This is a genomic window from Vreelandella neptunia, assembly GCF_034479615.1.
Classification (GTDB): domain Bacteria; phylum Pseudomonadota; class Gammaproteobacteria; order Pseudomonadales; family Halomonadaceae; genus Vreelandella; species Vreelandella neptunia.
Window position 1 is genome coordinate 55,971 of record NZ_CP140255.1, and the last position, 25,595, is coordinate 81,565.

Consider the following 25,595-nt stretch of genomic DNA (forward strand, 5'->3'; position numbering starts at 1 on the left):
GATAGGCTAGCGTCGACCATTTCCAGAATAGGCAAGGGTAAATCATGAGCGTTAGACGTTTCGTGGGAGCCAACAGTCGTGATGTGATGCGCCAAGTGCGCGAAACGCTCGGTGAAGACGCCTTGATTGTGGCTAATCGGCGTACCGAAGGGGGCGTTGAAATTTTGGCCATGGCGGACGAAGCCATTGACCACTTTGAACCTTCACCTGAACCCGCCGCCCCCGAAACGCCACCATCGCCTCCACCGCAAGACCCTATGCAGGCGATGAGCGAGCGCTTACTGCGCGAAATGCAGGATATGCGAGCACTGCTGGCAAACAGCCAGTCAAACCATGCTGCTTCAACAGCGCCAGCAACGCTCACTGGAACGGCGGCGCGACTTCGCCAACTGCTATGGAACGTCGGCTTTAGCGGTGAGCTCGCCGATGAGCTGCTTGCGGGAATGCCAGCGCCGCTAACCAAGTTAGACGGCGATAGCGAAGCGCCGCTGCAATGGCTGCGTCAGCAGTTAATGGATCGCCTCTGCGTGCTGAACGATGAAGCAAGTTTTTTTGATCAAACTGGTATTGTCGCCCTGGTGGGGCCCACGGGGGTGGGTAAAACCACCACTACCGCCAAGCTAGCCGCTCGTTTTGTGATGCGTCACGGTACGCGCCCGGTGGCGCTGGTCACCACCGATAGCTTCCGGATTGGTGCCCACGAGCAGCTGCGCATCTATGCGCGCCTGCTGGATACCCCGATGTACGCGCTTGACGCCGAGCAACCCATCGACGACTTGCTGGGCCGCCTGCAGGGCAAGCAGTGGGTGATTATCGACACCGTGGGTATGAGTCAGCGTGACCAGCGGGTGATCGAACAGATTGCTCACCTTCAGGGTGGACGCTCGCAGGTACGTTTGGTACTGCTGCTCAATGCCGCCAGTCAACCGGAAACCCTCGAGGAAGTCGTGTTGCGCTACCGTCAGGCCGCGCGCGCGGCGGGCGCAGAGTTAGATGACTGCATTATTACCAAGCAGGATGAGGCGGGCCGTCTGGCGCCGGTGTTAGACATTATTATGCGTCACGGCATGCGCGTGCTGTTTGGTTCAAATGGGCAGCAGGTGCCCGAAGATATGGCGATTGCCGCTCCTGCCGCGTTAGTGGATCAAGCGCTGAGCACGGCGACCCCTCAGCGTGAACGGTTGCAAAGCGCAGACACTCCGACAGGGATGCCGCGCTGGTCCCGGGATGTATTGGGCCAAGGGCGTCGTTTGTCGTCGCTATTGGCACGCCTGCGCCAGCGCGTGACAGGATTTGCGGATTTAGAAGAGCTCTGGAACTTAGCCGCTCTACCAAGCCGTGTGCAGGAAGAGCGTTTGGATGCACTGCTCGCCGGCTATCCCGCGGCGGAAACTACTTTAGGTATGGCGTGGTTCGCGCGGCGTAACGAACGCGGCTGCGATTGGGCAATGCCGGACATTGGTCTGGACACTGATGGCGCATGGCTGGCGCTTCCCTGGCTACAGCATCGCCACCCCGCGGGGTGGCAGCCGCGCTTAGCTGCCTTGACTTCATCAAACGGCGTCGCGGTACACCTACTACCGCGCTTTCCCGAATCGGATGCACTCGCGTGGCTGGAAGCCGAGCACTTGACCTGGGTCAGCCAAGTAGCCCCCAATCATCGAGTACTCTTTCACCACGAGCGCCAGACGGTTCGCCAGCTGTTTAATGACAGTGTGCTAACCCACCATGTGGGTGTGCGTTTTCGTGGTCAATCGGTGCAGCTTTGGACTGCCTACGCCGAAGTTGAGGATGCCAGCGGCTGTGCCCTGCTCGCCTGGTACGGGGAGGTGCGCGATCCGGAAAGCGCCAAAGTGGTGGTGCGCCGCTACTGGCTTACCCCGGCTCGCTTAGGGGCAGAAGTGCTCTCCCTCCTGTTAACCCAACTGCAAAGCGAAAGCCTGGCCGCCTTGACGCGGCGCGCTTGGCAGCAGTTAAAAGAGGCTGATAGTGGCGACCTAAATGCTGAAGTTCGCCTGTTAATGGCCAGCGGTGTGGCGTCAGTCGCCGGACATCTCGATGTCGCTGATGATGAAGAGGCGCAGACGCTGCGTGGTGATCTGCTCAACCTATTAGGTACCAGCCGCCGTCGCCGTGACACCGGTATGCTCGATGCGCTGGTCTATGCCTTTATGGCGCGGGATGCGATTCGCCAAATGGGCAGTGTTAGTCGAGAGGGCGTGGCGTGAGCGAACAAGATCAAGCCGCGGGACTGCGCAAGTGGGCAAATCTACAGCGCCAACAGCAGCAGACTGAGGGTGCTGTTGATGTCGCGGCGGCAGAGCCTGTGTCCGAACACACCTCACCCTTATTATCGCCAACGGTAGCGGCGGCGGAAGAGCCAACGACGGTGGCTCCGCCCAAGCCCAAAATTCCGCTTATTGTGGTCGGGCTACCCGGTAGTGGTGCGGCCCAGGTAAGCAAGGTCAAAGCGCGACTGGGGCAGTGGTCAACGCTAGGTAGAAGTTGGGCCGGGGATCCTGATGATTGGGATATTCGTATCGTCATGGCGGAAACGTCCGACCTTGCTCAGCTACGCGATCAATATAATCGTTGGGCGCTATGGATCAGTAGCGATGCCGATACTTTCGCAGCCATGTTCCGTACCTTGCGCCTGCTACATGAGCGTGGCGGGCCGCGTCGTTTGCTGGCGCTCCACGAGCCCCACTTGCCGCGCCAGGGGTTGCTCGATAACTTGCGCGAGGCCGCTGATTACTACTTAAATATGGAGTTACTGGTACTTGCACGATGAGCCCACTCTGCCGAGGAGACTAAGCATGCTAAGCTGGCTATTAAGAGGGAAACTGCCACTGATCTTAGTACTAGTGGCAGGTTGGCTACTAACAGGGTTAACGGGGAGTGCTCAGGCGGCGCCGGGTAGTTGGAGCAGCCAGATACCTGGGCTAATGGTGGCGATGGGTGATCGGGCAAGCGCTAGCCAAGCGGCTACCCCGCCAACTGCCGCTAACAACGTGCAGTCGGCTCAGCTTGGGCGCATTCATTGGCAGTTTCAACACTCCCCCGGCGCGCTATTAAACGCTTGGCTATGTCATCCTGAGCAGTGCGTTGCATTAACCGGTATGCGTGGTTCTACCACCGCATTAGTGGGGCGAGCCGCCGATGCGCCATTGCATTTTCGCTTCGCCTTACGCCCAGGCCAACGGCCTGTTCGTGTGCAAGGGTTACAATTGATTGTGAACTATCAGTGAAGGCTGGATAGCCGCGAGGCGAGAATATGTACACAGCACAGGGCAGAATCAAACAAAATGAGCTGTTGACGCAATACATGCCACTGGTGCGACGTCAGGCCTTGACGCTACAGGTTCGGTTGCCAGCAAGTATTGAGCTCGACGACCTTATTCAGGCTGGAATGGTGGGGCTGCTGGAAGCGCTGGGCCGTTTTGATGCCACCCAGGGGGCAACGTTCGCGACCTTCGCCAGTCAACGTATTCGCGGCGCAATGATGGATGAGTTACGCACCCGCGACTGGCTGCCCCGCAGCGTTCGCCGTTCGGCGCGTGCGGTTGAGGGCGCCGTTCGCCAATTAGAGCAACTGCTGGGGCGAGCCCCGGAAGAGAACGAAATTGCTCAACACCTCGAGATGCCGTTGAGCGAGTATCAGCAGTTGCTCAATGACACTAACAGCGGCCAACTGTTGCCGTTTGAAGAGCTGGTGGCCGAAGGCGGCGAGCCGATAAATAATGAGCTGGGCAATTCACCGTTCGAGCAGTTGCTTGATGGTCAGCAGCGGCAAACGTTGATTGACGCTATTGAAGCGCTTCCAGAGCGTGAAAAGCTGCTAATGGCGCTTTATTACCAAGAAGAGCTCAACCTCAAGGAAGTCGGAGCTGTGTTGGGCGTAACGGAATCACGCGTTTCTCAACTGCACAGCCAAGCCGTGAGTCGTTTACGCGCGCGTTTACACGACTCGGCATAACGCCAACGTTTTTTACTCACTTGTGACCGGCAAGGAGCCGTGGATGAATCCTTCGACGCTGATAGGCATATTTGCCAGCATCCTGCTGTTGGTGAGCGTGCTGTTTTTCACTGCAGAGTCCCCAGAGAGCTTTATCAATTTTCCGGGGTTGGCCATCGTGGTGACGGGTACACTAGCGGCGACCTTTATTAGCTATCCGCTGAAAGAGGTACTCCGCGTCGTACGGCTGGTGGGCTTGGTGTTCCGGCGTGAAAACACCTACATGCGTGACGATATCCGCGAATTGGTCGATATGTCGCGACTGTGGTTTAAAGGCGATGTGCGTGCGGTCGAGCGCGAGTTGGAGCATACCCGCAACCCGTTTTTACGTACCGGGATCCAACTGGTGATTGCGAATACCAAAGAGGATGAGATTTTTGACATGCTGCGCTGGCGCATTGCTCGCCTTAAAGCGCGGGAGCATGCTGAAGCACAAATATTTCGCACTATGGCCACCTATGCCCCCGCGTTTGGCATGATCGGCACCCTGGTGGGGCTGGTCAACATGCTGGAAGTCATGGACGCTGGCGACCTGCAGGTCATTGGCCCGCGCATGGCAGTGGCTCTGCTCACTACCTTCTACGGTATTTTACTCGCCAACTTGGTGTTTAAGCCTATTGCGGTGAAGCTAGAGCGCCGCACCGAAGATCGACTGATTACCATGAACATGGTGCTGGAAGGTATTTCCCTGATTACCAAGCGCCGTCTGCCGTCGTTTATTGAAGAGACCCTCAACTCCTTTGTGGCTAATTACCACGATGAGATTCGTGATAACAGCGTCAAACCCAGGCCTGATTCGTCGGTTAGTTCGGCGACGAAGGGGTAGGCCAGATGCTTGACCGTGATACACGCCACGCACTGGAAATGACGCCGTCGCCAGGCGATGGAGATGATGGTTGGCTTACCAGCTATTTGGATGTGCTGACGCTGCTCATCACGCTTTTTGTGCTGTTGCTTTCACTGACACCGCCGGGCGGCGGTGAGGCGGCTGATACTGCTTTCATGCGTTCAGCCAGCGCTGTATCATCACTGCCGCTGGCGTCGCTTGCCACCGGCATTCAGCCTCGCCATTCAGGCATTCAGCCGCAGTTTGACGGGCTCGACATCCCTGGTGTCAGCGTTTCGCAAGGGAGTGAAGGGGTCACACTACGCATTGATACCAGCCTTTTATTTCCCAGCGGCCAAGCTGTACTGACTGCTCGTGGGCAAGATGTGGTAGAAAGCCTTATCGATGTGCTGACCCGTTTTGACGGTCAGATTTCGGTAGAAGGCCACACCGACAGCGTACCTATCGCAACGGCCCGCTTCCCCTCTAATTGGGAGCTTTCATCAGCGCGGGCTATCGCTGTGGTGAGGCATTTAGAGCGCCAAGGGTTCAATATCTCTCGTATGCGGGCCGTCGGTTATGCCGACACCCAACCCATGGAACCGAACGCAACTGCGGAGGGCCGAGCTGCCAACCGTCGCGTAGAGCTGTTGCTAAGGCAGCAGGTCGAGGGTGAATAGATTGCGAGGCCACGTTTGTGTCCATGTACCACCCGCGGTTGCAGTCGTTTGGCGCTCTGCTGGTTTTAGATGCCGATTGTCGGCGCATTCAAGCCAGTAGCACCAACTTAACTCGCTTGACCGGTATTGAGCGCCCTGAAAATGGGTCGCTTACTCTTGCCTGCGCGCTGGGAAAACGGCTAAGCCAACGTATGCGTCGTGAACTGCAGGGGCGGCAGCGGCTCCCCGGCCCGCTAGTGTTTATTCGTTCCAAGCACAACAATGCGCGTTTTCAACTCCACGCTTACCGAGCGGGTGAGCAGGTCATCGTCGAGATCGAGCCACTTAACCCCCTGGTTAGACGCCGCCTGCTGGGTACGGTAAATGAGCGCTTGATGCATTTAGCTGAAGCGACCCATCAGGAAGAGCTACTCGACTGCTTGGTTAACGCTATTCAACAGCTTACCGGTCATGATCGGGTCACCGTATGCCATTTTGACAGCGATTGGCATGGTTTGATGGTCGCCGAGGCGCTTGGAAAGCAGCTGCCCTCGCTGTTGGGGCAGCGCTTTCCCTCAAGCGACTTCCCAGTTGCCCTGCGCAAAAGTTACCAACACTACCCTATGCGGTTAATTGAAGACGTCGATGCGTCGCCTGAAACGCTGGAGCCCGCCCACTCGGGAGCAAGCCTTAGCGGCAGTTTTTTACGCGCGCCTGCCCCGGAGCGGCAGCGCTATTTAAGCCGACTGGGAGTGCGTGGGTCATTCAGTTTGGCTATGCAGGGGGATACTGGCTTATGGGGGCTCGTGTTTTGCCATTCGCCAGCACCGCACTCAGTTGAGCCCCTCGTGCGTGATGCCGTTCGCACCCTGGTGCAAATGGCCACCCAGCGCATGCTGTTGCTGCGGGCGCGTCAAGAAGCCCGCTACCTGCAGCGGGTTCAGGATAGTCTGGTGCTCAGTGCGCGAGCGCGCAGCGAGCCGCAAAGCCCCCAGCAGCTACTTCATGAACAGGCGGCTATCTGGATGAAGCTGTTTCGCGCCCATGGCGTAGTGCTGTGGGTGAATGGGGGCGCTTATCAAGCGGGCGTGACGCCAGCCCCAGAAGCGATTAGCCAATTTGTGCTGCGTCTTGAAAGAGCCCATGTGCATAGCGGCCCTTGGTGCACGCGCGAAATCACCAAAGAGACGTTAACCGCTTCGCTAGCCATGCCCGAGCAGTGCGGGGCGCTAGCGGTGCCGCTGCCGATGAGTTCGACTCAGCGTGCCTGGCTGATTTTTTTTCGTCCTGAGCAGGTGGAAACGCTGTATTGGGCGATGCAGCCCACCACCAGCCCTAAACCGGCCGTGATATTGGCCCCATCGGTCGCCTGGTCTGAAGAGGTCGTCGGTAAGAGTGAAGCGTGGCTGCGGGTAGAGCGCTTAGCAGCGGTAGACTTGGGTGAAGACCTGACGCTGGCGATTTCAGCCTATGAAATTAGCTCACTGAATATGCACTTGGAGCATGAGCGCAAAGCCCTTGCCGAAGCCAACCAGCGTCTCGAGCAACTAGCACATTTTGATCCCTTAACCAAGGTATGGAACCGTTACCGCATTGAAGAAGCGATCAATGCAGAGCTAGTGGCTGCCAAGCGTTACGCGGCCGCCTTTGCCTTGCTACTGTTCGATGTGGATAACTTTAAGCAGATCAACGATGCTCACGGCCATAGCGTGGGTGACGATGTGCTGGTGGCCCTGGCGCGATTAGTGGAAAGCTCGCTGCGTGGCTGTGACCATCTGGGGCGCTGGGGAGGCGAAGAGTTTATTGTGCTGGCGACTCATTCCGATGTTGATGCCGCCATTGGTCTGGCCGAGCGGCTGCGCTCGCTGGTAGCAGAGCTTCATATAGAGGGGCTCGAGCAAACGGTTACGGTGAGTATCGGTGTCGCCGTTTGGCAACCGGGTGACAGCTGTAAAACCATTATCTCCCGGGCTGATGACGCCATGTACCGCGCTAAACATGGCGGACGCAACCGCGTTGAAAGGGCGCCTCAGCCTGCGGTGCTGCTTTAATCAAACCTTGGGGCCACTACTTTCACATTGGGTGAGCATCCGGTTGATCGCTGCGTCGGCGCCTTTTAGGCTAAAGGTCATATACCACGGCTCGCGCTCTTCCTGGTCGAAGCCGAGAAATAGCTGCTCTCCCTGGCGCATGTCGGCCATTAGTGAGTCCAAGTCACCTAAATAAAAGTGGGCATAAAACCCGTCATCGCCGCGCTCAGTGATAAATTCCGCCATGGTGTCGATAACGGGCCGCTCATCGATGCGCAGCCGAGTGGGCACCAAGTTTACCGTACGACTCTCTCCCTGCTGCTGCTCAAGGGTGACGCGCATCTCCAGCCAGGGTAGATCGCAAACGCCCGAAGTGGCATTCAAGCTCAGCGTCGCATCCGAGTAGCTGTGGGTTTCTACCGCCCGGTAGTGGCGTTCGCCCCCCAGCGAGAGCGTCATTGACTGCCAATGGTCGTGGGTGGCCTCGTCGTTGGTATTAAACGTGGTCGCGTTAGCCATGGATGTTGCGACCATCAAAGCGATAGCCATTGCCATAGCGACCAGGGAAGGTGAGTGAAAATGCAGGGTGCGAGTAGCCGTTACGATCTGAGACATCTAATTAAAATTCCTAGACGATTAACCGGAAAAACAGTCTATAGCGTGTTGGTACATGACAAAAGTGTAAGGCGCTGATTTTCCTATATATGGTAGAAAATTTTACAAAAAGTGCCTCATATAGTGGAGAGTCACGTCTATACTTCACTCCGATGCTACGTACAATGGCCCTATTTGAGCGCTATAATTCACCCCGCTGTGAAGGAGTTTTGCGACATGAGCACCGCTACCAAGGCTATGAAGACTTCTAATGATGTCCCGATGCAGGCCCCCTCACGGGAGATCTGGGACGCCAAATACCGTCTCAAGGATCGTCATAGCCAACCCGTTGATCAGGACGTCGGTGCTACGTTTGAACGGGTCGCTCGCGCCCTGGCAGCGGTGGAGGGAGATAAAGCGGAAGAGTGGTTGCCCAAATTTCGCTGGGCGCTGGAAAACGGCGCCATTCCTGCCGGTCGTATTCTTTCCAACGCGGGGGCTGAAGCTTACAAGCCAGCGGTGAGCCTAATTAATTGCACCGTCTCGCGCACGATTCGCGACTCCATGCGCGATATTCTCGACTCGGTGGTCGATGCGGGTATGACGCTGAAATCCGGGGCTGGTATCGGCTACGACTTTTCGACGCTGCGCCATAAGGGTGCGTTCGTATTCGGCGCTGGCGCGGGCACTAACGGCCCGCTGGCGTTTATGGATATCTACGACAAGATGTGTTTCACCGTCGCCTCTGCCGGTGGCCGCCGCGGCGCTCAGATGGGCACCTTTGATGTGGGGCATCCGGATGTACGCGAGTTTATTCAGGCCAAGCGCGAAGCGGGACGTCTGCGCCAGTTTAACCTTAGCTTGCTGATCACCGACGAGTTTATGGAAGCGGTGAAAAACAATACCGACTGGCCGCTGGCCTTTCCGCTACACCCCGGTGAGAAAGAGGACGTTAAAGCGGAAGACCTGATCTACCGGGACTGGCCGGTGATTGAAGAGGGCTACACGGTTGATGCCGAAGGCCGCGTCGCCTGCCGCATTGTTGAAGTGATTAAAGCGCGGGAGTTGTGGGACACTATCATGTCCTCCACCTACGACTACGCCGAGCCCGGCTTTATCCTGATCGACCAGGTTAACCGCATGAACAATAACTGGTTCTGCGAAGATATCCGTGCGACGAATCCCTGTGGCGAACAACCCCTGCCACCGGAAGGCGCCTGCCTGCTGGGTTCTGTCAACCTAACCAAGTTCGTGATTGACCCCTTCGGCGCCGAGCCGTGCTTTGACTGGGAACGCTACTGCAAAGTGGTCGCGATCTTCACGCGTATGCTCGATAACGTGGTCGAGATAGCCGGTTTGCCACTGCCCCAGCAGCAGCGTGAAATTGAAGCCAAGCGTCGCCACGGGATGGGCTTTTTGGGCTTAGGGTCAACGCTCACCATGCTCAAAATCCCTTACGGCTCTAAGCAGTCGCTGGTGTTCACCGATGAGGTGAGCCGTCACTTAGCGATAGAGGGTTGGAAGCAGGCGCTGGAGCTCTCCCAAGAGAAAGGCATGGCGCCGGTGCTTGAGCAGGAGCACACCATCACGCCCAAAATGCTGCGCGAGCGGCCTCAACTGGCCAAAGATGGCTACGAAGTGGGCGATCAGGTGCCGGGGCGTATCCTGCACGCCCGTTATAGTCAGTACATGGCTCAAGTGGCCGAGCTTGAGCCGGAGTTGGTGGCACAACTGGCCGAGCACGGCGCGCGCTTCACCCATCACAGCTCGATCGCACCGACCGGCACGATTTCACTGTCAATGGGTAACAACGCCTCCAACGGTATCGAGCCCTCCTTCTCGCACCGCTACTTCCGCAATATTATTCAGTCGGGCAAAAAGACCAAAGAGCAGGTCGAAGTCGTCTCCTTTGAGTTGGCCGCCTACCGTCACTTTATCGCATCTGACGCGGTGGACAGCGACCTGCCTGACTACTTTGTTACCGCCGATGCAATCTCGCCCGAGCAGCACGTTGCGGTTCAGGCCGCGGCTCAACATTGGGTCGATTCAGCGATCTCAAAAACGGTCAACGTGCCTACCGAGTTTCCCTTTGAACAGTTCCAGGATCTCTATCTGCAAGCGTATGAAAGTCGCTTAAAAGGCTGCACTACTTTTCGCTTTAACCCTGAAGCCTTCCAGGGCGTGCTGGTGCGCGAGGATGATCTTAAAAACACTACCTACGTGTTTGAGCTGGAAAATGGCGAAACCCTCGAACTAACTGGGGATGAGAAGGTGATTTACGACGGTGAAGAGCATAACGCTGCCAACCTCTTTGATGGCCTAAAAGAAGGCACCTACGGCAAATGGTGATGCCGCGTTAAGCACTATCTGTTTAAAACGCACACCTTTGCTAAGTGGAGAACACCATGGCTGTAGAAATTACCTCAAAAATTGTTGGTTACCGTATCAAGCAGCAGGAGCAGGCCGTTCCCGTTCCTGAGCTACAAGATGAAGATCCGCTAACGGTGCGTATACCTTCCCGTCCGGAAGGCACGTTGGAAGCCGTGTCTGAAAAGATTTCATACGTAGGCGCGGAAGGACGCAAAAAAGTCTATTTGCTGGTGTCGTTTATGCCGGTAGAGGGCGTGATTGGCAGTAAGCGCGTGGTGATTGAGCGCCCGGTGGAGTTCTTTTTTCCGTCAGGACAGCTCTCAAGCGAGCACCAGTGGATCACCGCGACCATGCGCAGCCTCTCGCTGGCGGCCCGCGGCGGTTACGTCACCCAAGCGGTGGCGGATCTGCGCAAAGTGGCCTGGGATAAAGGCTTGGTACGCTGTGGCATGAACCGCTGGAACAAGCCAATGTTCCACGATTCGGAAGTCGCGGCGATTGCCTGGTCAATCCAGCAGATTCTTTATCGCCGTGGCTTTCTGGATCGGGACGGCAACCAGGTGCCGGTTGAAAAGCTGGTAGAGCGTTATGCCCACCGTATGACTCACGGCCATGCTTGGCAGCCCGGTGCTGAAGAAGAAGCGAATGATGCTCCCGTTGAAACAGGCGCGGTAGAGCCTATTGGCGGTGATAAGGCAAGGCCGGGAAAAAAGCCTGAGGGCAGTGGCCCAGCCACCGTGGGTAACTGCCCCGAGTGCCGCGGCGAGCTCATTATGATGGATGGCTGCCCCACCTGCTATGCAGGCTGCGGCTGGTCTAAGTGTGGATAGTCGAGCTTTGATGCCCGCCGTACAACCTAGCGTTGCAGTAACGCCGCGTGCCTTGTCAGCACGCGGCTTTTTGTTCAGCCTCGCCTAACAGGGGCCGAACGTTATCGGTGAGATAACAGTCGTCAAACTGACCCTCAACACTGAGCGCTTTTAAATCAGGGATTGTCAGGTGGTGACGATCGCGAAATACCAGACCATCTTCGCTCAGTGCGGTAAAGGTGCGGCTAACGTGTACCGGGCTAAGCCCCAGGACATCGGCCAACTGCTCCTGGGAAAGCGGCAGGCGGAACTGGTTGCTAATATCCGGGTTGGTTTGTCGCAGCCTTAGATACATCTCATAAAGGAAGTGCGCCATTTTTTGGCGGGCACTGCGTCTTGCTAATGTTACCAATCGCTCGGTCATTAATGCCTGTTGACGGCTTCCAATGGCAAACATCACTGACGTCAGCGGGAGCGATTGGCGGAATATTTCCAGAATACGCTTGTGCGGGAAATGACAAATTACACCGTCATCAATCATGCGCACATTCTCAAGACGCTCGGAGAATGCAAACTCCCGCAGCCCAATAATGTCGCCTGGCAGAAACACTTCCAGAATCTGTCGGTCGCCGTTTTCCAAATGACGGTAGGAGTAGGCCCAGCCACTTTTCAGCGTGCAGAACTCATTGGCCGGTGCACCTATTTCCCATAGAAGTGTGCCCGCCTTAATATCGGTTGGGCTCTCCTCAAGCGTTATGAGTAGTTTTTTCTCATCGTCGCTTAACGAACAGTAGTGATTGAAATGCTTGATAATACAACTACTTTCTTGACCCACGGCTTATCCCTCCGGCAGAGGATTGCATAATCCTGCTAACTATAATCTGCTCACCACTATAAACAAGGTAGCCATCTACTGCGTTGCCCAAAGGTACTAACTAGCATGGCTATTTAGTATTAGGGTGGGCTGACGCCCACCCTTCCTCAAAAGAATAACAAAGAGCCGCAGCGTTTAGCGTTTCGCCGTGCGTTTTCCTCGCGCCAAGAGCGGGGCTAAGAAGCGGCCGGTATGCGACACATCCTGCTTGGCAATCTGTTCCGGCGTGCCTTCGGCGATAATCTGACCGCCCCCAGAGCCCCCTTCGGGGCCAAGATCGACAATCCAGTCGGCGGTTTTGATCACATCCAGGTTGTGCTCGATGACCACGATGGTATTGCCGTGATCGCGCAGGCGGTGAAGTACCGTCAGTAGTTGACGGATATCTTCAAAGTGTAGCCCGGTGGTTGGCTCATCCAAAATATACAGCGTTTTACCGGTATCACGCTTGGCCAGTTCGCGGGCGAGTTTAACCCGCTGGGCTTCGCCGCCGGAAAGGGTGGTGGCACTTTGCCCCAGGCGGATATAGGAGAGCCCTACATCGAGCAAGGTTTGCAAACGACGGGCAATCGCCGGTACCGGGCTGAAGAATTCCAGCGCGTCTTCCACCGTCATTGCCAACACTTCGTGGATGGTTTTACCTTTATAGTGGATATCCAGGGTTTCGCGGTTGTAGCGTTTGCCCTTACATACATCGCAGGGCACATAGATATCCGGCAGGAAGTGCATCTCTACCTTGATCATGCCTTCGCCCTGGCACGCCTCGCAGCGCCCACCCTTGACGTTAAAGCTAAAACGACCGGGCTTATAGCCCCGGGAACGCGCTTCCTGGGTGCCCGCAAACAGCTCACGAATCGGTGTAAAAATACCCGTATAGGTGGCCGGGTTGGAGCGTGGCGTGCGGCCAATGGGGCTCTGATCGATATCGATGACTTTATCGAGCTGGTCGAGCCCTTCGATCTTCTCATAGGGCGCGGCGGTCAATGTCGTCGCGCGGTTTAATTCGCGAGCCGCAATGGGCATCAAGGTGCCGTTGATCAGCGTCGATTTACCTGAGCCGGAAACGCCGGTAATGGCGATAAACAGCCCCAGCGGCAGGCTAAGGGTGACGTTCTGCAGGTTGTTGCCGGTAGCCCCACGCACGATCAGCTGCTTTTCTGGATTGCCGGGAATGCGGTAGGGCGGCACGGCAATTTCCCGTGAGCCGGAAAGATACTGGCCGGTTAGCGAGTTAGGGTTGTCCATTACGTCCTGGGGCGTACCCTGGGCGACAATTTCACCACCATGCACACCAGCGCCTGGGCCGATATCCAGTACGTGATCTGCGGCGCGAATGGCGTCTTCATCGTGCTCTACCACAATCACGGTATTACCCAAGTCACGCAGCCGCTCAAGGGTTTTCAACAGTCGGTCGTTGTCGCGCTGGTGCAAGCCAATCGACGGCTCATCGAGAATATACATCACCCCGACCAGACCTGCGCCAATCTGACTGGCTAAGCGGATACGCTGGGCTTCACCACCGGATAGGGTGTCGGCGCTGCGCTCCAGGTTGAGATAGTCCAGCCCCACGTTAACTAAAAATTCCAGTCGGGCATGGATCTCGTGGACGATCTTGTCGGCGATCTCGCCTTTACGACCCGGCAGTGTAAGGTCGGCAAAATAGCGCCACGCTTCACCAATTGGGAAACGCACAATCTCGGCGATGTTGTGATCATCTACGTAAACATGGCGTGACTCTTTACGTAGTCGCGAGCCACTACAGGTCGCACAAGGCTGCACGGCGATGTATTTGGCCAGATCATCGCGCACCATGTTGGATTCGGTTTCCCGGTAGCGGCGCTGCATATTGGGCAGCACGCCCTCGAAAGCATGCTCGCGGGTGACTTTGCGGCCGCGGTCACCCACATAGACAAACGGGATTTGCTCGTCGCCGCTGCCGTTGAGGATAACCTCTCGATCATGGCGAGCGAGCTCTTGCCAGGGGGTTTCCAACTCAAAGCCGTAGTGCTTGGCCAGCGCCTGGAGCTGGGTAAAGTAGTAGATATTGCGCCGATCCCAGCCTTTTATGACGCCTTCCGCTAGCGACAGCTCCGGGTGGCTGATGAGCTTGTCCGGGTCGAAGTACTGCTGTACACCCAGCCCGTCGCAGGTGGGGCAGGCGCCCGCCGGGTTGTTGAACGAGAACATCCGCGGCTCTAGCTCCGCCAGCGAGTAGCCACATACCGGGCAGGCAAAGCGCGACGAAAAGGCAATGTCTTCGCGCTCACCGTCCATAAAGTGAATCATGGCGGTGCCGTCGGCGAGGTTCAGCGCGGTTTCAAAGGACTCCGCCAAACGTTGGGCAAGGTCGTCGCGCACTTTGAAGCGGTCAACGACGACGCTGATATCGTGTTTTTTGCGCTTATCCAGCGGTGCGATGTCGTCCAGCTCCAGCACTTGGCCATCGACCAGAGCGCGCACAAAGCCCTGGGCACGCAGCTCGGCCAGTAACTGTAAATGTTCGCCTTTACGGCCTTTGACTACCGGTGCCAGCAGCATCAATTTGGTGCCTTCGGCGAGGTTCATGACCTGATCGACCATCTGCGAGATGGTCTGGGCTTCCAAGTCTTCGCCATGTTCTGGGCATCGGGGCGTCCCGGCACGGGCAAATAGCAGGCGCAGGTAGTCGTAAATTTCGGTGATAGTGCCCACGGTCGAGCGCGGGTTGTGGGAAGTGGACTTCTGCTCAATGGAGATCGCAGGTGACAGCCCTTCGATGTGATCCACATCGGGCTTTTCCATCATCGACAGGAACTGGCGCGCATAGGTGGAGAGCGATTCCACGTAGCGGCGTTGCCCCTCGGCGTAAAGGGTGTCGAACGCTAACGACGATTTACCCGAGCCGGATAGGCCGGTAATCACAATTAGCTTATTACGGGGCAGTTCCACATCGATCTGCTTGAGGTTGTGGGTGCGGGCACCCCTGACCAGAATGCTGTCCATCAACACCTCGAATCGCGCGGCAAAAGCGCGATTATACGTTTGTCAGCCCCCTCCCGGCAAAACAGCTTTCATAACCTGCGGCAACTCGCGACGTTTCCAGCGTCAGCCCAAACCGCTAGAATAGAGGATTGTCACAATTCACACTGACTCACCACATGCTTAACCACCATATAAAAGGGCATTATGCGCAAGGTTTCCGCACTATTGCTGGCCTCTGAACGTCGTGCGATCAGTGGATTGGCCGGGCTTTATGCATCGCGCATGCTGGGTCTGTTTATGGTGCTGCCGGTGTTGGCGCTGTATGCCGACACCCTTGAGGGCTCGACCCCGCTATTGGTAGGCGTGGCGCTGGGTATTTATGGTTTAACCCAGGCGACGTTGCAAATTCCGTTTGGGCTTCTTTCCGATCGCATTGGCCGCAAACGGGTAATTGCCATAGGGCTGGTGATTTTTGCCCTCGGCAGCGTGATCGCTGCGCTTTCCGATACTATTGCCGGCATTATTGCTGGGCGAGCGCTGCAGGGCTGCGGCGCTGTGGCCGCGGCGATTATGGCGCTGCTGGCGGATCAAACCCGTGAAGAAGTGCGCACCGCCGCCATGGCGACCATTGGGCTCTCAATTGGCGTGTCGTTTGCCATTGCCATGGTGTTAGGGCCATGGCTTGCCGCCTGGGCGGGGCTTGCCGGTGTGTTCTGGTTTACCGCGCTGTTAACGCTGGTTGGGCTGCTGGTGCTATGGCGCTGGGTGCCTGCTGCGCCACGGCGGCGACGCCACCGCGATGTGGGGATGGATCGCCAGCAGTTTAAAAGCGTGATAACCCGTCCCGATTTATGGCGGCTGGATATGTCGATTTTTGCCCTGCACTTAGTGCTGATGGCGATATTTGTCGCGGTACCTTTTCGCCTGTTAAACGCCGGTGTGGCGATTGAGTATCACGGGCTGGCGTATCTGGGCATTATGGCGCTATCGTTTGTGGCCATGGTACCGCTGATTATTGTGGCAGAGAAGCAGCAGCGCATGCGCTTGATGTGCTTGGTTGCGATCGGCGCTATTGTGATGAGTTTAGCCGGACTGGGGTTGCCACTCTCGCCAAGCTACTGGCTGTTTGTATGGCTATTTGTGTTCTTCACCGGCTTTAACTTGCTGGAAGCGACGCTACCTTCCATGCTCAGTAAGTTGGCCCCGGCGGGCGCCAAAGGGACTGCTATGGGGGTCTACTCCACCAGCCAATTTTTAGGCGCTTTTTTAGGCGGTACGCTAGGTGGCTTGCTGGCTCACTACGGCGGCCTCAACGCAGTCTTTATTGGCTGTGCTGGGCTTGCGCTATGCTGGTGGATCGCCATGTGGCGGATGCCCGCGCCGCCCCCACTCTCTAGCGAAGTGGTGGCGCTACACGAGACCCAGGCAGATGCGCTCGACCTGTTGATGGAACATTTAGCCGAAGTGGTCGGCGTGGAAGACGTCATGGTGGTGCCGGAAGAGCGTTTGGTCTATCTAAAGGTGAACCGCCAACAGCTCGATCAGGCGGCATTGAACAAGCTCATGGCACCCCCAAAATCTTAACCCAGCCTTGCCGATGAAGTGTGGCGGCGGTTGGCAATACACTTTACATGACAGCTATTAAAGGAGCGCCTTATGGCTCGCGGCATTAACAAGGTCATTCTGATTGGCAACCTCGGGCAGGATCCAGAGGTGCGTTTCACCCCCAGCGGCACCGCCGTGGCCAATTTAAATCTGGCCACCACCGATACCTGGATGGATCGCCAGAGCGGTCAGCGCCAAGAGCGCACCGAGTGGCACCGGGTGGTGATGTTCAATAAAACCGCTGAAATCGCCCAGCAGTACCTGAAAAAAGGCTCCAAAGTCTATATTGAAGGGCGCCTGCAAACCCGTAAATGGCAGGATCAGAACGGTCAGGATCGCTACTCGACGGAAATCGTCGCCAACGATATGCAGATGCTTGATGGTCGCAGCGGTGACTTCCAAGGCGGCGCTCCGCAAAATAACTATCCTCAGAATGCTCCTCAGAACGCCCCCCAAAATGCACCGGCTCAAAACAGCCCCGCACATAGCAACCAGGGCGGTGGTTATCCCCCTCAGGGTGGGGCGCCCCAAGGCGGTAATAACTACCCCGGCGGGCAGAGTCCACAGCAGCCGCCTCGCCCAGCGCCGCAGCAGGGCAATCAAGCACCGAAGCCCAACCAGCAGAACAGCAGCTACGGCGCTCCAGATCCGGGTAACTTCGACGACTTCGACGATGAGATCCCATTCTGAGGACGCTATTCGCCGCGCAGCATAGGGCTGGGCGTTATAGGGGGGAGGTGTCTTGAAGCTGTTAATATTGGATGCCGGACACTGCTTAAGCTTGGCGCTGGCCCGGGAAGCAAGCCGTCGCGCCGATACAGAGTTAGTCATAGAGCAAGGGACGACCATCACGTCATCGCGGCTTGAGGCGATAGCCCCTGACGCCGTGATTATTCCACCGTTGGCCCACCCGCTTAACATGGCGCCAGCGGATGTGACGGCACATGCCGATGCGGTAGATCTCTGTTTGGATGCCTGCCAATCGCAAGACGTGGCGTTGATATGGTGTGTCTCCGATCAGCTCTACGAAGACGGTTTGGATGTCCCCATTGATGAGCATGTGGTGCCTGCACCGCGAGATGATAGCTTGCGCCGTCTGGTGCAGACCGGTGATCGCGTCCGTGCGGAGTTTCAGCGTCATTTGATTGTGCGCTTAGGCCCGCTGTTTGCACTGGAAGGCAGTCATGCGTGGCTTAACGACATCATTGATAACTTGGTGCTCGGGAAGGCGGTGCGTGCCGCGGAAGATGTGATTTTTTGCCCGACCTCTGCAGATGCTGTCGCCATGGCGCTGATTGGCATGCTACAGCAGCAGGTCAGCGGTGCTGAGGCCTGGGGGGCTTATCATCTTGCTGGCACCGAACCGGTCAGCGCCTTTACCTTTACTTCCATGGTGCGCACCCAGCTGTTAACGCACCTTGAGGGGCGCGGCGAGCAGATTACTCTGGGTGAAGTTCAGCCGCTTAAACACCACCATGATGCTAAGCTGCGGCGCGTTTTGAACTGCCGACGTGTGCTGGATGTCTTTGGCGTTCACCAGAAACCATGGCGCTTAGAGGCTGGGCGTATGCTGGATGCGTGGTGTTTAACCCGTGAAAATAATCGTGTCAGCGATACAGGAGCGTCGGCTTGATAAATGTGGTTCGCAGCTTGGTCTTTTATGCTGGCTATTTTTTGGCCATGCTGATGATCGGCATTCTGTTTTTGCCCATTGCGCCGTTTCTTCCGCTGTCTGGCCGCTACCGCTTACTCAATTTGTATAACTACTTTTTGATGGTGTGGTTTCGTATTGCCTGTGGAGTGCGTTACGACATTCAAGGGCGGGAAAATCTGCCCAGTGGCCCCTGTGTGATTCAAGCCAACCACCAGTGTGAGTGGGAAACCGTGTTTCTGCAGGTCATGAAGCCGCCGGTATGTACCGTACTGAAACGAGAATTACTGCGCCTTCCCATTTTTGGTTGGGGGTTGCGCTTACTGCGCCCTATCAGTTTGGATCGCTCAAAACCTGCGCGGGCGATGAAGCAAGTGCTCACTCAAGGTGTCGAGCGTTTGGGTACAGGGCTTTCGGTACTGATTTTTCCGGAAGGGACGCGGGTAGATCCCGGCATCCGTAAACGCTATAACAAAAGTGGCAGCGTGGTGGCGTGTCGTGCGGGGGTGCCGGTCTTGCCGGTGGCCCACAACGCTGGCGAGCGCTGGCCAGGCCGCCACTGGGTTAAGCGGCCAGGCGTACTACGTGTGCGCATTGGTAAGCCGATTGAGACAGAAGGCCGTATGCCCGATGAAGTGCTCGCAGACGTCGAGGCGTGGATTGAGGCACAGTTACAGGAAATTTCAGACGTGCCGCGACCTATCTCTCGCTAACAGCATTCTGACTGCAATATGAAAACGGCGCCCACTGGGCGCCGCTTTTATGCTCACCATATGAGTAGCGTTAGTCGTTAAAACGCTGGAAGACTAAGCACGCATTGGTGCCGCCAAAGCCGAAGCTATTAGACAAGGCGCGCTCTATCGTCACGTCATCGCGGCGTTCGGTGACAATATCAAAGCCGTCGGCCTGCTCATCCAAATCGGTGATATTTGCTGAAGCGGCAACAAAGTTGTGCTGCATCATCAGCAGCGAATAGATCGCTTCCTGTACCCCGGTAGCCCCCAGGGAGTGGCCGGTGAGCGATTTTGTCGAGCTCATGGCGGGCGTTGTATTACCAAACACTTCGCGTATCGCTTTCAGCTCGGCAACATCGCCTACGGGCGTCGAAGTACCGTGGGTATTGATGTAATCAATATCACCGTCGACCGTTGCCATCGCTTGGCGCATGCAACGCATCGCACCTTCGCCCGAAGGGGCGACCATGTCATGGCCATCAGAAGTGGCGCCGTAACCCACCAGTTCGCCATAGATCTTGGCGCCGCGGGCTTTGGCGTGCTCGAGCTCTTCCAGCACCAGCATGCCTCCTCCGCCAGCAATCACAAAGCCGTCGCGCGCCTGGTCGTAAGGGCGCGAAGCCTGTTCAGGGGTGTCATTGTAGTGGGTAGAGAGAGCGCCCATGGCATCAAACAGGCAGGAGAGCGTCCAGTGCTCCTCTTCGCCGCCACCGGCAAACACCACATCCTGCTTATTAAGCTGAATTTGCTCCATCGCGCTGCCAATACAGTGCGCTGAAGTCGCACAGGCAGAGGAGATAGAGTAATTGATGCCTTTGATCTTGAACGGCGTTGCCAGGCACGCGGAAACGGTGCTGCCCATTGTCCGGGTAACGCGATAAGGTCCAACGCGGCGCAGACCTTTTTCACGTAGTACGTCAGCTGCTTCAACCTGATTAGCGCTTGATGCACCGCCTGAGCCGGCAATAAGACCAGTACGTTCGTTGGATACCTGTTCTTCGCTCAGCCCAGCATCTTCGATGGCCTGGGCCATAGAGACATACGCATAGGCAGCCGCGTCGCCCATAAAGCGGCGCAGTTTGCGGTCGATGAGTGCGTCAAGATCAATATCGACGCTGCCTGCAACATGGCTACGAAAGCCACGCTCGGCATACTCTTCCTTAAAACTAATACCGCTACGCCCAGTTTTGAGCGCATCCAGAACCTGTCGTTGGTCGTTGCCAAGGCACGATACGATGCCAAGGCCGGTGACTACCACTCGTCGCATGGGAGCCTCCTGTTTAGAAATTCGCAGTGGAGGTAAATAGGCCAACGCGCAGATCATTAGCCTGATAAATGTCGCGTCCGTCGACGGTTACGGTGCCGTCGGCGATACCCAAGATAAGACGTCGGGTAATAATACGCTTAATATTAATGCTATAGGTCACTTTTTGTGCATCCGGCAGAATCTGTCCGCTGAATTTAACTTCGCCGCAACCAAGCGCACGTCCGCGACCTGGGTGGCCTAGCCAGCCCAAATAAAACCCAACGAGCTGCCACATAGCGTCTAATCCTAAACAGCCAGGCATGACGGGATCGCCAGGAAAGTGGCAATCAAAGAACCACAAGTCAGGCGTGATATCCAGCTCGGCGATCAGTTCGCCCTTGCCATGCTCACCGCCTTCTTCGTGAATGTGCTTGATACGATCAAGCATCAGCATGTTAGGAGCCGGGAGCTGTGCATTGCCGGGGCCGAATAGCTCGCCGCGGGAGCAGGCCAGCAGTTCTTCGCGATCAAAGGAATGTTGCTTGGTCACTGAATCGTTCCGAATATCAAATTGGTTGTATGGCTAGTCTACTTCCCGAAACCGCTGAATGCACGTAACAGGCTATTTATCGTCCATAACTAGAGTTTTTCGCGGATTGGCCGATAGCACTTCAATGGGCAGCATCTAGTGCAACAGCTGCTGATTGTGCACAATAAACGATTCATTGCCGTAAAATAGGGTATCCAAGTATCTTATTAGGCGGCATGATCAGCATGGCACCTAACGCTAATTTTTATTTACGTTAATTTGTATAGGGTATAGCGAATCGCCATGTGGCTTCCAGTTTCACTCAATCGCCCATTAGTTTGGGTCGCACTGACGGCGCTTCCCGCCTGTGTTTGGTTGCCCGATGCGATGTTACGCTTGGTGGCTGCCACGCTAGTTGCGCTTGGGCTGTGGGACGCCTGGAAGCAAGAGCGTCAACAGCGGCTACGTCTGCGCCTTTCACAAGATACGTTAAGCCTCGCCAGCGATGCCATGGTGATTACTGATGCGCAAAATCGCGTGATGGTTGTGAACCCAGCATTTACCGAAATTACCGGCTACGCAAGCCAAGAGGTTCAGGGGCTGAAACTGGAGACGCTGGCAGCCCCGCGCCATGATAAAGCCTTTTATCAAACGTTTTGGAGTACGTTGAAAAGCACCGGGCGTTGGGAAGGTGAAATGTGGAGCCGCCGTAAACACGGCGACGAGTACCCTGAGTGGCTTAAAGTCCGTGCTGTGACCGGCAAACGTGGCAACATTACCCACTTTATTAATCTGTTTACCGATATTTCGGCACAAAAAGCGCGTGAGCGGGATTTGCGTCGTATCGGCTATGAAGACCCGCTTACTGGGCTGCCCAATCGACGGCGCCTTCATGATCTGCTTGCCTCACGGCTACGCCATTTACGCGCAGGTGAGAGTCTGGATATGGCGCTGGTGGATATCGATGGCTTGAAATCAGTCAACGATAGCCTAGGCGTGGAGCAGGGTGATCGCCTTTTAGCGCGCTTTGCCCAGCGGTTAACCAGCTATGTGGCAGGGAGCGTGGTAGGGCGCCTGGGTGGCGATGAATTTATGGTAATTCGCACCACCACCTTTGATGATCACGACCAGTGGATAGCCACTCTGCGTGAGCATATGAGCCGACCATTTGAAATTAATGACCACTCGCTGCGCTTAGGGCTGACGATTGGCAGCTGTCGCGTGCCTGAAGATGGTAACGACTCAGGTGTGCTGTTCCAGCGCTTAGAGTCGGCGCTTTACAGTGCCAAACGGCTGGGACGTAACTTAAGCCAGCGTTTTCGCCCAGCGCTGGATAAGCAGGATAACCCTCAGCTGGCGCTAGTCAGCGATCTGCGCGCTGCGCTTATTTCCGGTGACCAGCTGGAGCTGCATTATCAAACCCAGCATGACCCTGGCAGCGGCGAGCTGGTGGGCATGGAGGCGCTACTGCGTTGGCGTCACCCCAAGGATGGCATGATTTCCCCAGGCGACTTTATTCCTTTGGCCGAGCGGCACGGTTTAATGAGCCAACTGGGCGCCTGGGTAATTGAAAAAGCCTGTGCCCAGCAGGCCCACTGGCGGAATAGCGCTATGCCCAAGCTAACAATTTGGATCAATATTTCGGCGTTGCAGCTGTTTCAAGGCGATCTGGAAAGTCAATTGGCGACCTGCCTCAATCGCTATCAGTTGAAGCCTTCGCAGATTGGCCTCGAGTTGACCGAATCAGTATTACTTGATGAGCGTGCGGGGGATATGGGGCCACGCCTGCAGGCGCTGCGTGATCAAGGTTTTGCGATTGCTATTGACGACTTTGGCACTGGCTACTCGTCGCTCGGGTATTTAAAGCGCTTGCCTGTGGATAAGGTCAAGCTGGATCGGGCGTTTATTAAAGACCTCCCACACGATCAGGCAGACGCCTCAATTGTTAAGGCAGTCTTAGCGATGGCGGAAGGCATGGGACTAGGAGTGATTGCCGAAGGTGTTGAAACCAAAGAGCAGTGTCAGTTCCTGGTTAATGCCGGGTGCACGTCCGTACAGGGGTTCTACTTTGCCCGGCCGCTAGCCGCCGCGGAGTTGGAAAAACGTTTAGTACCCGCGCCAATCGCCGCACCCTCCGCTTCTTAAGGCCTGTAAAAGCGGCTAATACCCATACAGAGCAACGCCCAAACGAGCGCCTGAACGGGGAGCAACCAAGCCGCCAGGGTTACCTCTGCCAGTAGTGCGCCGCCATAATAAGAGAGCGGGCCACTAATGGCGCCACACAGCGCGGCTAGCCATGGATAGCGCCACAGCCACGCCAGTGAGTGATGAACCAGGGTGGCAAACAGCGGCCAAAGCATCCATAGCCACAGCGGTAGAAGCCCTAACACCAACGTTTGATCGTTAAAATCGAACCCACCCAGCAGCTGCAAACCGCCATCAATCATCAGTCCCAGCAGGGCAAATCCGGCAATAAATTGCCATTCCCCAGGCCGCGCGCAGCGCCACAGGTGCCAGGCCAACAGGCTGCCCCCTGCTATGGCGGCAACCCATGAGCCGCCGAGCACGCACAGGAGCCAGCCAGCTTCAAAGCGCAGGGCATTCAACACCAGCGCTTGCCACTTGGGTGATGCCATTTAGAGCGCGCCGGTGAGCGGAATGGGTTTCGCCGCGGGTTTCGCCAGCAGTAGGTGGCAAGTGCCGATAGAGCGCTCGATAAAACCGCCCTCGCAGTAGCACAGGTAGTAACGCCACATGCGGATAAAGCGTTCGTCGTAGCCCAGCGTTCGCACCTGCTCCAGGCTGGCTTCAAAGCGGTGGCGCCACTCCCGCAGGGTGCGCGCGTAATGCGGGCCAATTTCATCCAGTGCGACAATGTTCAGCGACGTTTTACGCATAACGCTGGTTAACATGGCGTGGTGCGAGGGCAGAAAGCCGCCAGGAAAAATGTAGCGCTTGATAAAATCCATATCGCGTTTGGCTTCTTCAAAGCGCTGATCGCGGATGGTGATGGCTTGCAGCATGGCCTGCCCGTCGTCGGTGAGCAGGCTATCCAGCTTGTTGAGGTAGGTATCAAGATACTGATGCCCCACCGCTTCAATCATCTCTACCGAAATGAGCCGGTCATAGCGGCCGGTTAATTGACGGTAATCCTGCTTAAGCAGGGTGATTCTATCTTCCAATCCCTCTTCTCTAATGCGCTGAGCAGTATGGGCGTGCTGCTCGTCCGAAATGGTGGTTGTGGTTACACGGCAGCCACGGGTTTTGGCGGCGTGAATCGCCAGTCCTCCCCAGCCGGTGCCAATTTCCAACAAATGATGCTGTGGTTGTACGTCGAGCTTTTCAAGCATCAAATCAAGCTTATAGGTAGAAGCCTCTTCCAAGCTGGCTTCCGGATAGGGGAAAACGGCGCTTGAATACATCCAGTGGTGGCGATCTAAAAACGTAGAAAAAAGGTCGTTGCCGATATCGTAGTGGGCGGCAATATTACGTTTCGAGCCGCTTAAACTGTTGCGCTGAAAGCGGTAGGCGGCGCCCAATAGCCAACGGGCAAAACGGGCACTGCCGTTCTCCATTTTAGTATTCACCTGCTCAAGATTAGCGGCGAAAAGGCGCACCAGGGCAACCAGATCATCGGCGTCCCAGTCGCCGTCCATATACGACTCGGCTGCGCCGACGGTGCCACCAAAGGCGAGGCGTTTCCAGGCGCGGGAGTGGCGTATCACCACGGTCACTTGCAGCGGGCCTTGCTGGCCTAAATGATGGCACTGATTGCCTTCAATCAGAGTGATACGGCCGCCGCGAAAGGTGTCCAGTTGGGCCATCAGACGTGGCTTTAGCCACTTGGTTAAGCGGTCTTGCGCAACCGGCTGAAGATTAGGGGGCGTGGAACGCAGGGTCGTCACTTTGAAGTCTCCTTGCGCTTGGGGTGGTTATAAACGGGGATGCGCTTAAGCCACAGGCGGAGCGCTTCAAAATGAATACCCGCAATGGTTTTCAGGCTCATCCATGGCTGGCGAGCCAAGGTTTTTAGCAACGCGCCGCGGGTGGCGGGTGAGGCGTCAAGGGTTAAGGTGGCATCAAAATGGCACTGCTGATCCTGCCAGTTTTCCATATGCAAAAAGAGCTTTTCGCCGGGGGCGTTAAATTTCCAGCGGTAGCTCATCTCCATGGGGTTAAAGGGCGAGACGTGGAGATCTTTATCGAAATGCGCTTGGTGACTATGGCGTGAGGGATCCACGGCGCTGGCGTAGCAGGTGCGCTCACGCCAGGGCATGTTGGTGACCTCACTTAATACGGCTGTCAGTCGCCCCAGATGGTCGTAGGCGTAGTAAACGGAAATAGGGTTAAACATGCAGCCCAGCGTGCGTAGCTGGGTGAGTACGTAGATTCGACCATTAGGTGCGCTGCCCAATTGGCGAATAAGCTCTTCGCGCACGGCGGTTTTCAGCGGACGATCAACCGGGCCCAGATAGTCTTCGCGGCGAAAGCGTGCCAGCGCAGGGCGACGGGCACTAAAGCCGGGCACCTTGTCGAACAGCTCGGGCAGCTCGTCCAGATCTAACCAGGCCATCCATAGCTGGTAACTAAAGGCGTGGGATTTGGGCGTAAAGCGCCGGTGGCGGAGCGTGCCACGGTAGATACGCGAGCGGGGCTGGGCGGTTATTCCAGCCGTTGTCTCAGTGATCATGC

General features: G+C 56.4%; 22 protein-coding genes. 14 read left to right on the forward strand and 8 right to left on the reverse strand.

All coding sequences use genetic code 11. The features are described 5' to 3' along the window. Nucleotides 1-44 precede the first annotated feature (44 nt). The 7 genes from flhF to SR894_RS00320 are packed head-to-tail and all read left to right on the forward strand — an operon-like array spanning nt 45 to nt 7,551. Nucleotides 45-2,228: a flagellar biosynthesis GTPase FlhF gene (gene flhF, locus SR894_RS00290; RefSeq protein ID WP_133733451.1), complete on the forward strand. Its 2,184-nt coding sequence runs from the start codon at nt 45-47 to the stop codon at nt 2,226-2,228. Beyond that, entirely contained in the window at nt 2,225-2,791 is a 567-nt protein-coding gene (locus SR894_RS00295; RefSeq protein ID WP_133733452.1) for a C15 family peptidase, read from the forward strand. The genes flhF and SR894_RS00295 overlap by 4 nt, the downstream gene beginning before the upstream one ends. A 25-nt stretch (nt 2,792-2,816) precedes the next feature. Continuing rightward, nucleotides 2,817-3,248, forward strand: coding sequence for a flagellar protein FlhE (locus SR894_RS00300; RefSeq protein ID WP_133733453.1), 432 nt, complete (start codon nt 2,817-2,819; stop codon nt 3,246-3,248). 26 nt (nt 3,249-3,274) lie between these two features. Further along, nucleotides 3,275-3,976, forward strand: a complete 702-nt coding sequence (locus SR894_RS00305) for an RNA polymerase sigma factor FliA (RefSeq protein WP_133733454.1) — start codon at nt 3,275-3,277, stop codon at nt 3,974-3,976. 43 nt (nt 3,977-4,019) lie between these two features. Next, entirely contained in the window at nt 4,020-4,841 is an 822-nt protein-coding gene (locus tag SR894_RS00310) for a motility protein A (RefSeq protein WP_133733455.1), read from the forward strand. Between the two features lie 5 nt (nt 4,842-4,846). Beyond that, nucleotides 4,847-5,521: an OmpA/MotB family protein gene (locus tag SR894_RS00315; protein ID WP_133733456.1), complete on the forward strand. Its 675-nt coding sequence runs from the start codon at nt 4,847-4,849 to the stop codon at nt 5,519-5,521. A gap of 23 nt (nt 5,522-5,544) precedes the next feature. Then, nucleotides 5,545-7,551, forward strand: a complete 2,007-nt coding sequence (locus tag SR894_RS00320) for a sensor domain-containing diguanylate cyclase (protein WP_246638215.1) — start codon at nt 5,545-5,547, stop codon at nt 7,549-7,551. Here the strand turns inward: SR894_RS00320 and SR894_RS00325 are convergent, their stop codons facing one another. Then, nucleotides 7,552-8,145, reverse strand: coding sequence for a hypothetical protein (locus SR894_RS00325; RefSeq protein WP_133733458.1), 594 nt, complete (start codon nt 8,143-8,145; stop codon nt 7,552-7,554). Between the two features lie 216 nt (nt 8,146-8,361). Between SR894_RS00325 and SR894_RS00330 the strand changes: the two genes are divergently transcribed. Together SR894_RS00330 and SR894_RS00335 are read left to right on the forward strand one after the other, a co-directional pair. Further along, nucleotides 8,362-10,473 carry an adenosylcobalamin-dependent ribonucleoside-diphosphate reductase gene (locus SR894_RS00330; protein ID WP_133733459.1) on the forward strand — a complete coding sequence of 704 codons (2,112 nt, stop codon included), beginning with the start codon at nt 8,362-8,364 and terminating at the stop codon, nt 10,471-10,473. A gap of 56 nt (nt 10,474-10,529) precedes the next feature. After that, the gene (locus SR894_RS00335) at nt 10,530-11,324 is read left to right on the forward strand and encodes a ribonucleoside-diphosphate reductase (RefSeq protein ID WP_133733460.1); all 795 of its coding nucleotides are present in this window, start codon (nt 10,530-10,532) and stop codon (nt 11,322-11,324) included. A gap of 55 nt (nt 11,325-11,379) precedes the next feature. On the opposite strand, the gene SR894_RS00340 is transcribed toward SR894_RS00335, so the two are convergent. Both SR894_RS00340 and uvrA read right to left on the reverse strand, forming a co-directional pair. Continuing rightward, entirely contained in the window at nt 11,380-12,138 is a 759-nt protein-coding gene (locus SR894_RS00340) for a Crp/Fnr family transcriptional regulator (protein WP_133733461.1), read from the reverse strand. Between the two features lie 174 nt (nt 12,139-12,312). Beyond that, entirely contained in the window at nt 12,313-15,159 is a 2,847-nt protein-coding gene (gene uvrA, locus SR894_RS00345; RefSeq protein WP_133733462.1) for an excinuclease ABC subunit UvrA, read from the reverse strand. Nucleotides 15,160-15,342: 183 nt separating this feature from the next. On the opposite strand from uvrA, the gene SR894_RS00350 reads away from it, so the two are divergent. The 4 genes from SR894_RS00350 (at nt 15,343) to SR894_RS00365 (ending at nt 19,107) form a co-directional block, all read left to right on the forward strand. Further along, entirely contained in the window at nt 15,343-16,722 is a 1,380-nt protein-coding gene (locus SR894_RS00350) for an MFS transporter (RefSeq protein ID WP_133733463.1), read from the forward strand. 72 nt (nt 16,723-16,794) lie between these two features. Beyond that, the gene (locus tag SR894_RS00355; protein WP_133733464.1) at nt 16,795-17,433 is read left to right on the forward strand and encodes a single-stranded DNA-binding protein; all 639 of its coding nucleotides are present in this window, start codon (nt 16,795-16,797) and stop codon (nt 17,431-17,433) included. 52 nt (nt 17,434-17,485) lie between these two features. After that, a complete protein-coding gene (locus tag SR894_RS00360; protein ID WP_133731728.1) occupies nt 17,486-18,376 on the forward strand; it encodes a sugar nucleotide-binding protein in 891 nt (296 codons plus the stop codon). Continuing rightward, nucleotides 18,373-19,107 (forward strand): lysophospholipid acyltransferase family protein, encoded by a 735-nt coding sequence (locus SR894_RS00365; RefSeq protein WP_133731727.1) that lies wholly within the window; start codon nt 18,373-18,375, stop codon nt 19,105-19,107. Before SR894_RS00360 ends, SR894_RS00365 begins: the two co-directional genes overlap by 4 nt. 70 nt (nt 19,108-19,177) lie before the next feature. Here SR894_RS00365 and fabB read toward each other — a convergent pair whose 3' ends face one another. Next, nucleotides 19,178-20,395, reverse strand: coding sequence for a beta-ketoacyl-ACP synthase I (fabB, locus tag SR894_RS00370; RefSeq protein WP_133731726.1), 1,218 nt, complete (start codon nt 20,393-20,395; stop codon nt 19,178-19,180). A 13-nt stretch (nt 20,396-20,408) separates the two neighbouring features. Further along, the gene (fabA, locus tag SR894_RS00375; RefSeq protein ID WP_022520895.1) at nt 20,409-20,924 is read right to left on the reverse strand and encodes a 3-hydroxyacyl-[acyl-carrier-protein] dehydratase FabA; all 516 of its coding nucleotides are present in this window, start codon (nt 20,922-20,924) and stop codon (nt 20,409-20,411) included. Nucleotides 20,925-21,206: 282 nt separating this feature from the next. Here fabA and SR894_RS00380 point away from each other — a divergent pair, with 282 nt between their 5' ends. Beyond that, a complete protein-coding gene (locus SR894_RS00380; protein ID WP_223288619.1) occupies nt 21,207-23,048 on the forward strand; it encodes a putative bifunctional diguanylate cyclase/phosphodiesterase in 1,842 nt (613 codons plus the stop codon). Here SR894_RS00380 and SR894_RS00385 read toward each other — a convergent pair. From SR894_RS00385 to SR894_RS00395, 3 genes are read right to left on the reverse strand one after another with little or no spacing between them, the layout of a single operon-like run. After that, complete coding sequence (locus SR894_RS00385; RefSeq protein ID WP_133731724.1) at nt 23,045-23,539, reverse strand: DUF2878 domain-containing protein; 495 nt, start codon at nt 23,537-23,539, stop codon at nt 23,045-23,047. The two genes, SR894_RS00380 and SR894_RS00385, sit on opposite strands and share 4 nt — an antisense overlap. After that, complete coding sequence (locus tag SR894_RS00390) at nt 23,540-24,808, reverse strand: SAM-dependent methyltransferase (RefSeq protein WP_133731723.1); 1,269 nt, start codon at nt 24,806-24,808, stop codon at nt 23,540-23,542. It abuts the gene before it with no gap. Continuing rightward, nucleotides 24,805-25,593: a DUF1365 domain-containing protein gene (locus SR894_RS00395; RefSeq protein WP_244286536.1), complete on the reverse strand. Its 789-nt coding sequence runs from the start codon at nt 25,591-25,593 to the stop codon at nt 24,805-24,807. The genes SR894_RS00390 and SR894_RS00395 overlap by 4 nt, the downstream gene beginning before the upstream one ends. Between the last annotated feature and the right edge of the window lie 2 nt (nt 25,594-25,595).

Coding starts and splice junctions, on each gene's coding strand:
- SR894_RS00330 (WP_133733459.1), top strand. CDS start 8,362: ATGAGCACCGCTACCAAGGCTATGAAGACTTCTAATGATGTCCCGATG.
- SR894_RS00325 (WP_133733458.1), bottom strand. CDS start 8,145: ATGTCTCAGATCGTAACGGCTACTCGCACCCTGCATTTTCACTCACCT.
- SR894_RS00335 (WP_133733460.1), top strand. CDS start 10,530: ATGGCTGTAGAAATTACCTCAAAAATTGTTGGTTACCGTATCAAGCAG.
- SR894_RS00395 (WP_244286536.1), bottom strand. CDS start 25,593: ATGATCACTGAGACAACGGCTGGAATAACCGCCCAGCCCCGCTCGCGT.
- SR894_RS00385 (WP_133731724.1), bottom strand. CDS start 23,539: ATGGCATCACCCAAGTGGCAAGCGCTGGTGTTGAATGCCCTGCGCTTT.
- SR894_RS00315 (WP_133733456.1), top strand. CDS start 4,847: ATGCTTGACCGTGATACACGCCACGCACTGGAAATGACGCCGTCGCCA.
- SR894_RS00355 (WP_133733464.1), top strand. CDS start 16,795: ATGGCTCGCGGCATTAACAAGGTCATTCTGATTGGCAACCTCGGGCAG.
- SR894_RS00350 (WP_133733463.1), top strand. CDS start 15,343: ATGCGCAAGGTTTCCGCACTATTGCTGGCCTCTGAACGTCGTGCGATC.
- fabB (WP_133731726.1), bottom strand. CDS start 20,395: ATGCGACGAGTGGTAGTCACCGGCCTTGGCATCGTATCGTGCCTTGGC.
- uvrA (WP_133733462.1), bottom strand. CDS start 15,159: ATGGACAGCATTCTGGTCAGGGGTGCCCGCACCCACAACCTCAAGCAG.
- SR894_RS00300 (WP_133733453.1), top strand. CDS start 2,817: ATGCTAAGCTGGCTATTAAGAGGGAAACTGCCACTGATCTTAGTACTA.
- SR894_RS00380 (WP_223288619.1), top strand. CDS start 21,207: ATGTGGCTTCCAGTTTCACTCAATCGCCCATTAGTTTGGGTCGCACTG.
- flhF (WP_133733451.1), top strand. CDS start 45: ATGAGCGTTAGACGTTTCGTGGGAGCCAACAGTCGTGATGTGATGCGC.
- SR894_RS00310 (WP_133733455.1), top strand. CDS start 4,020: ATGAATCCTTCGACGCTGATAGGCATATTTGCCAGCATCCTGCTGTTG.
- SR894_RS00320 (WP_246638215.1), top strand. CDS start 5,545: ATGTACCACCCGCGGTTGCAGTCGTTTGGCGCTCTGCTGGTTTTAGAT.
- SR894_RS00305 (WP_133733454.1), top strand. CDS start 3,275: ATGTACACAGCACAGGGCAGAATCAAACAAAATGAGCTGTTGACGCAA.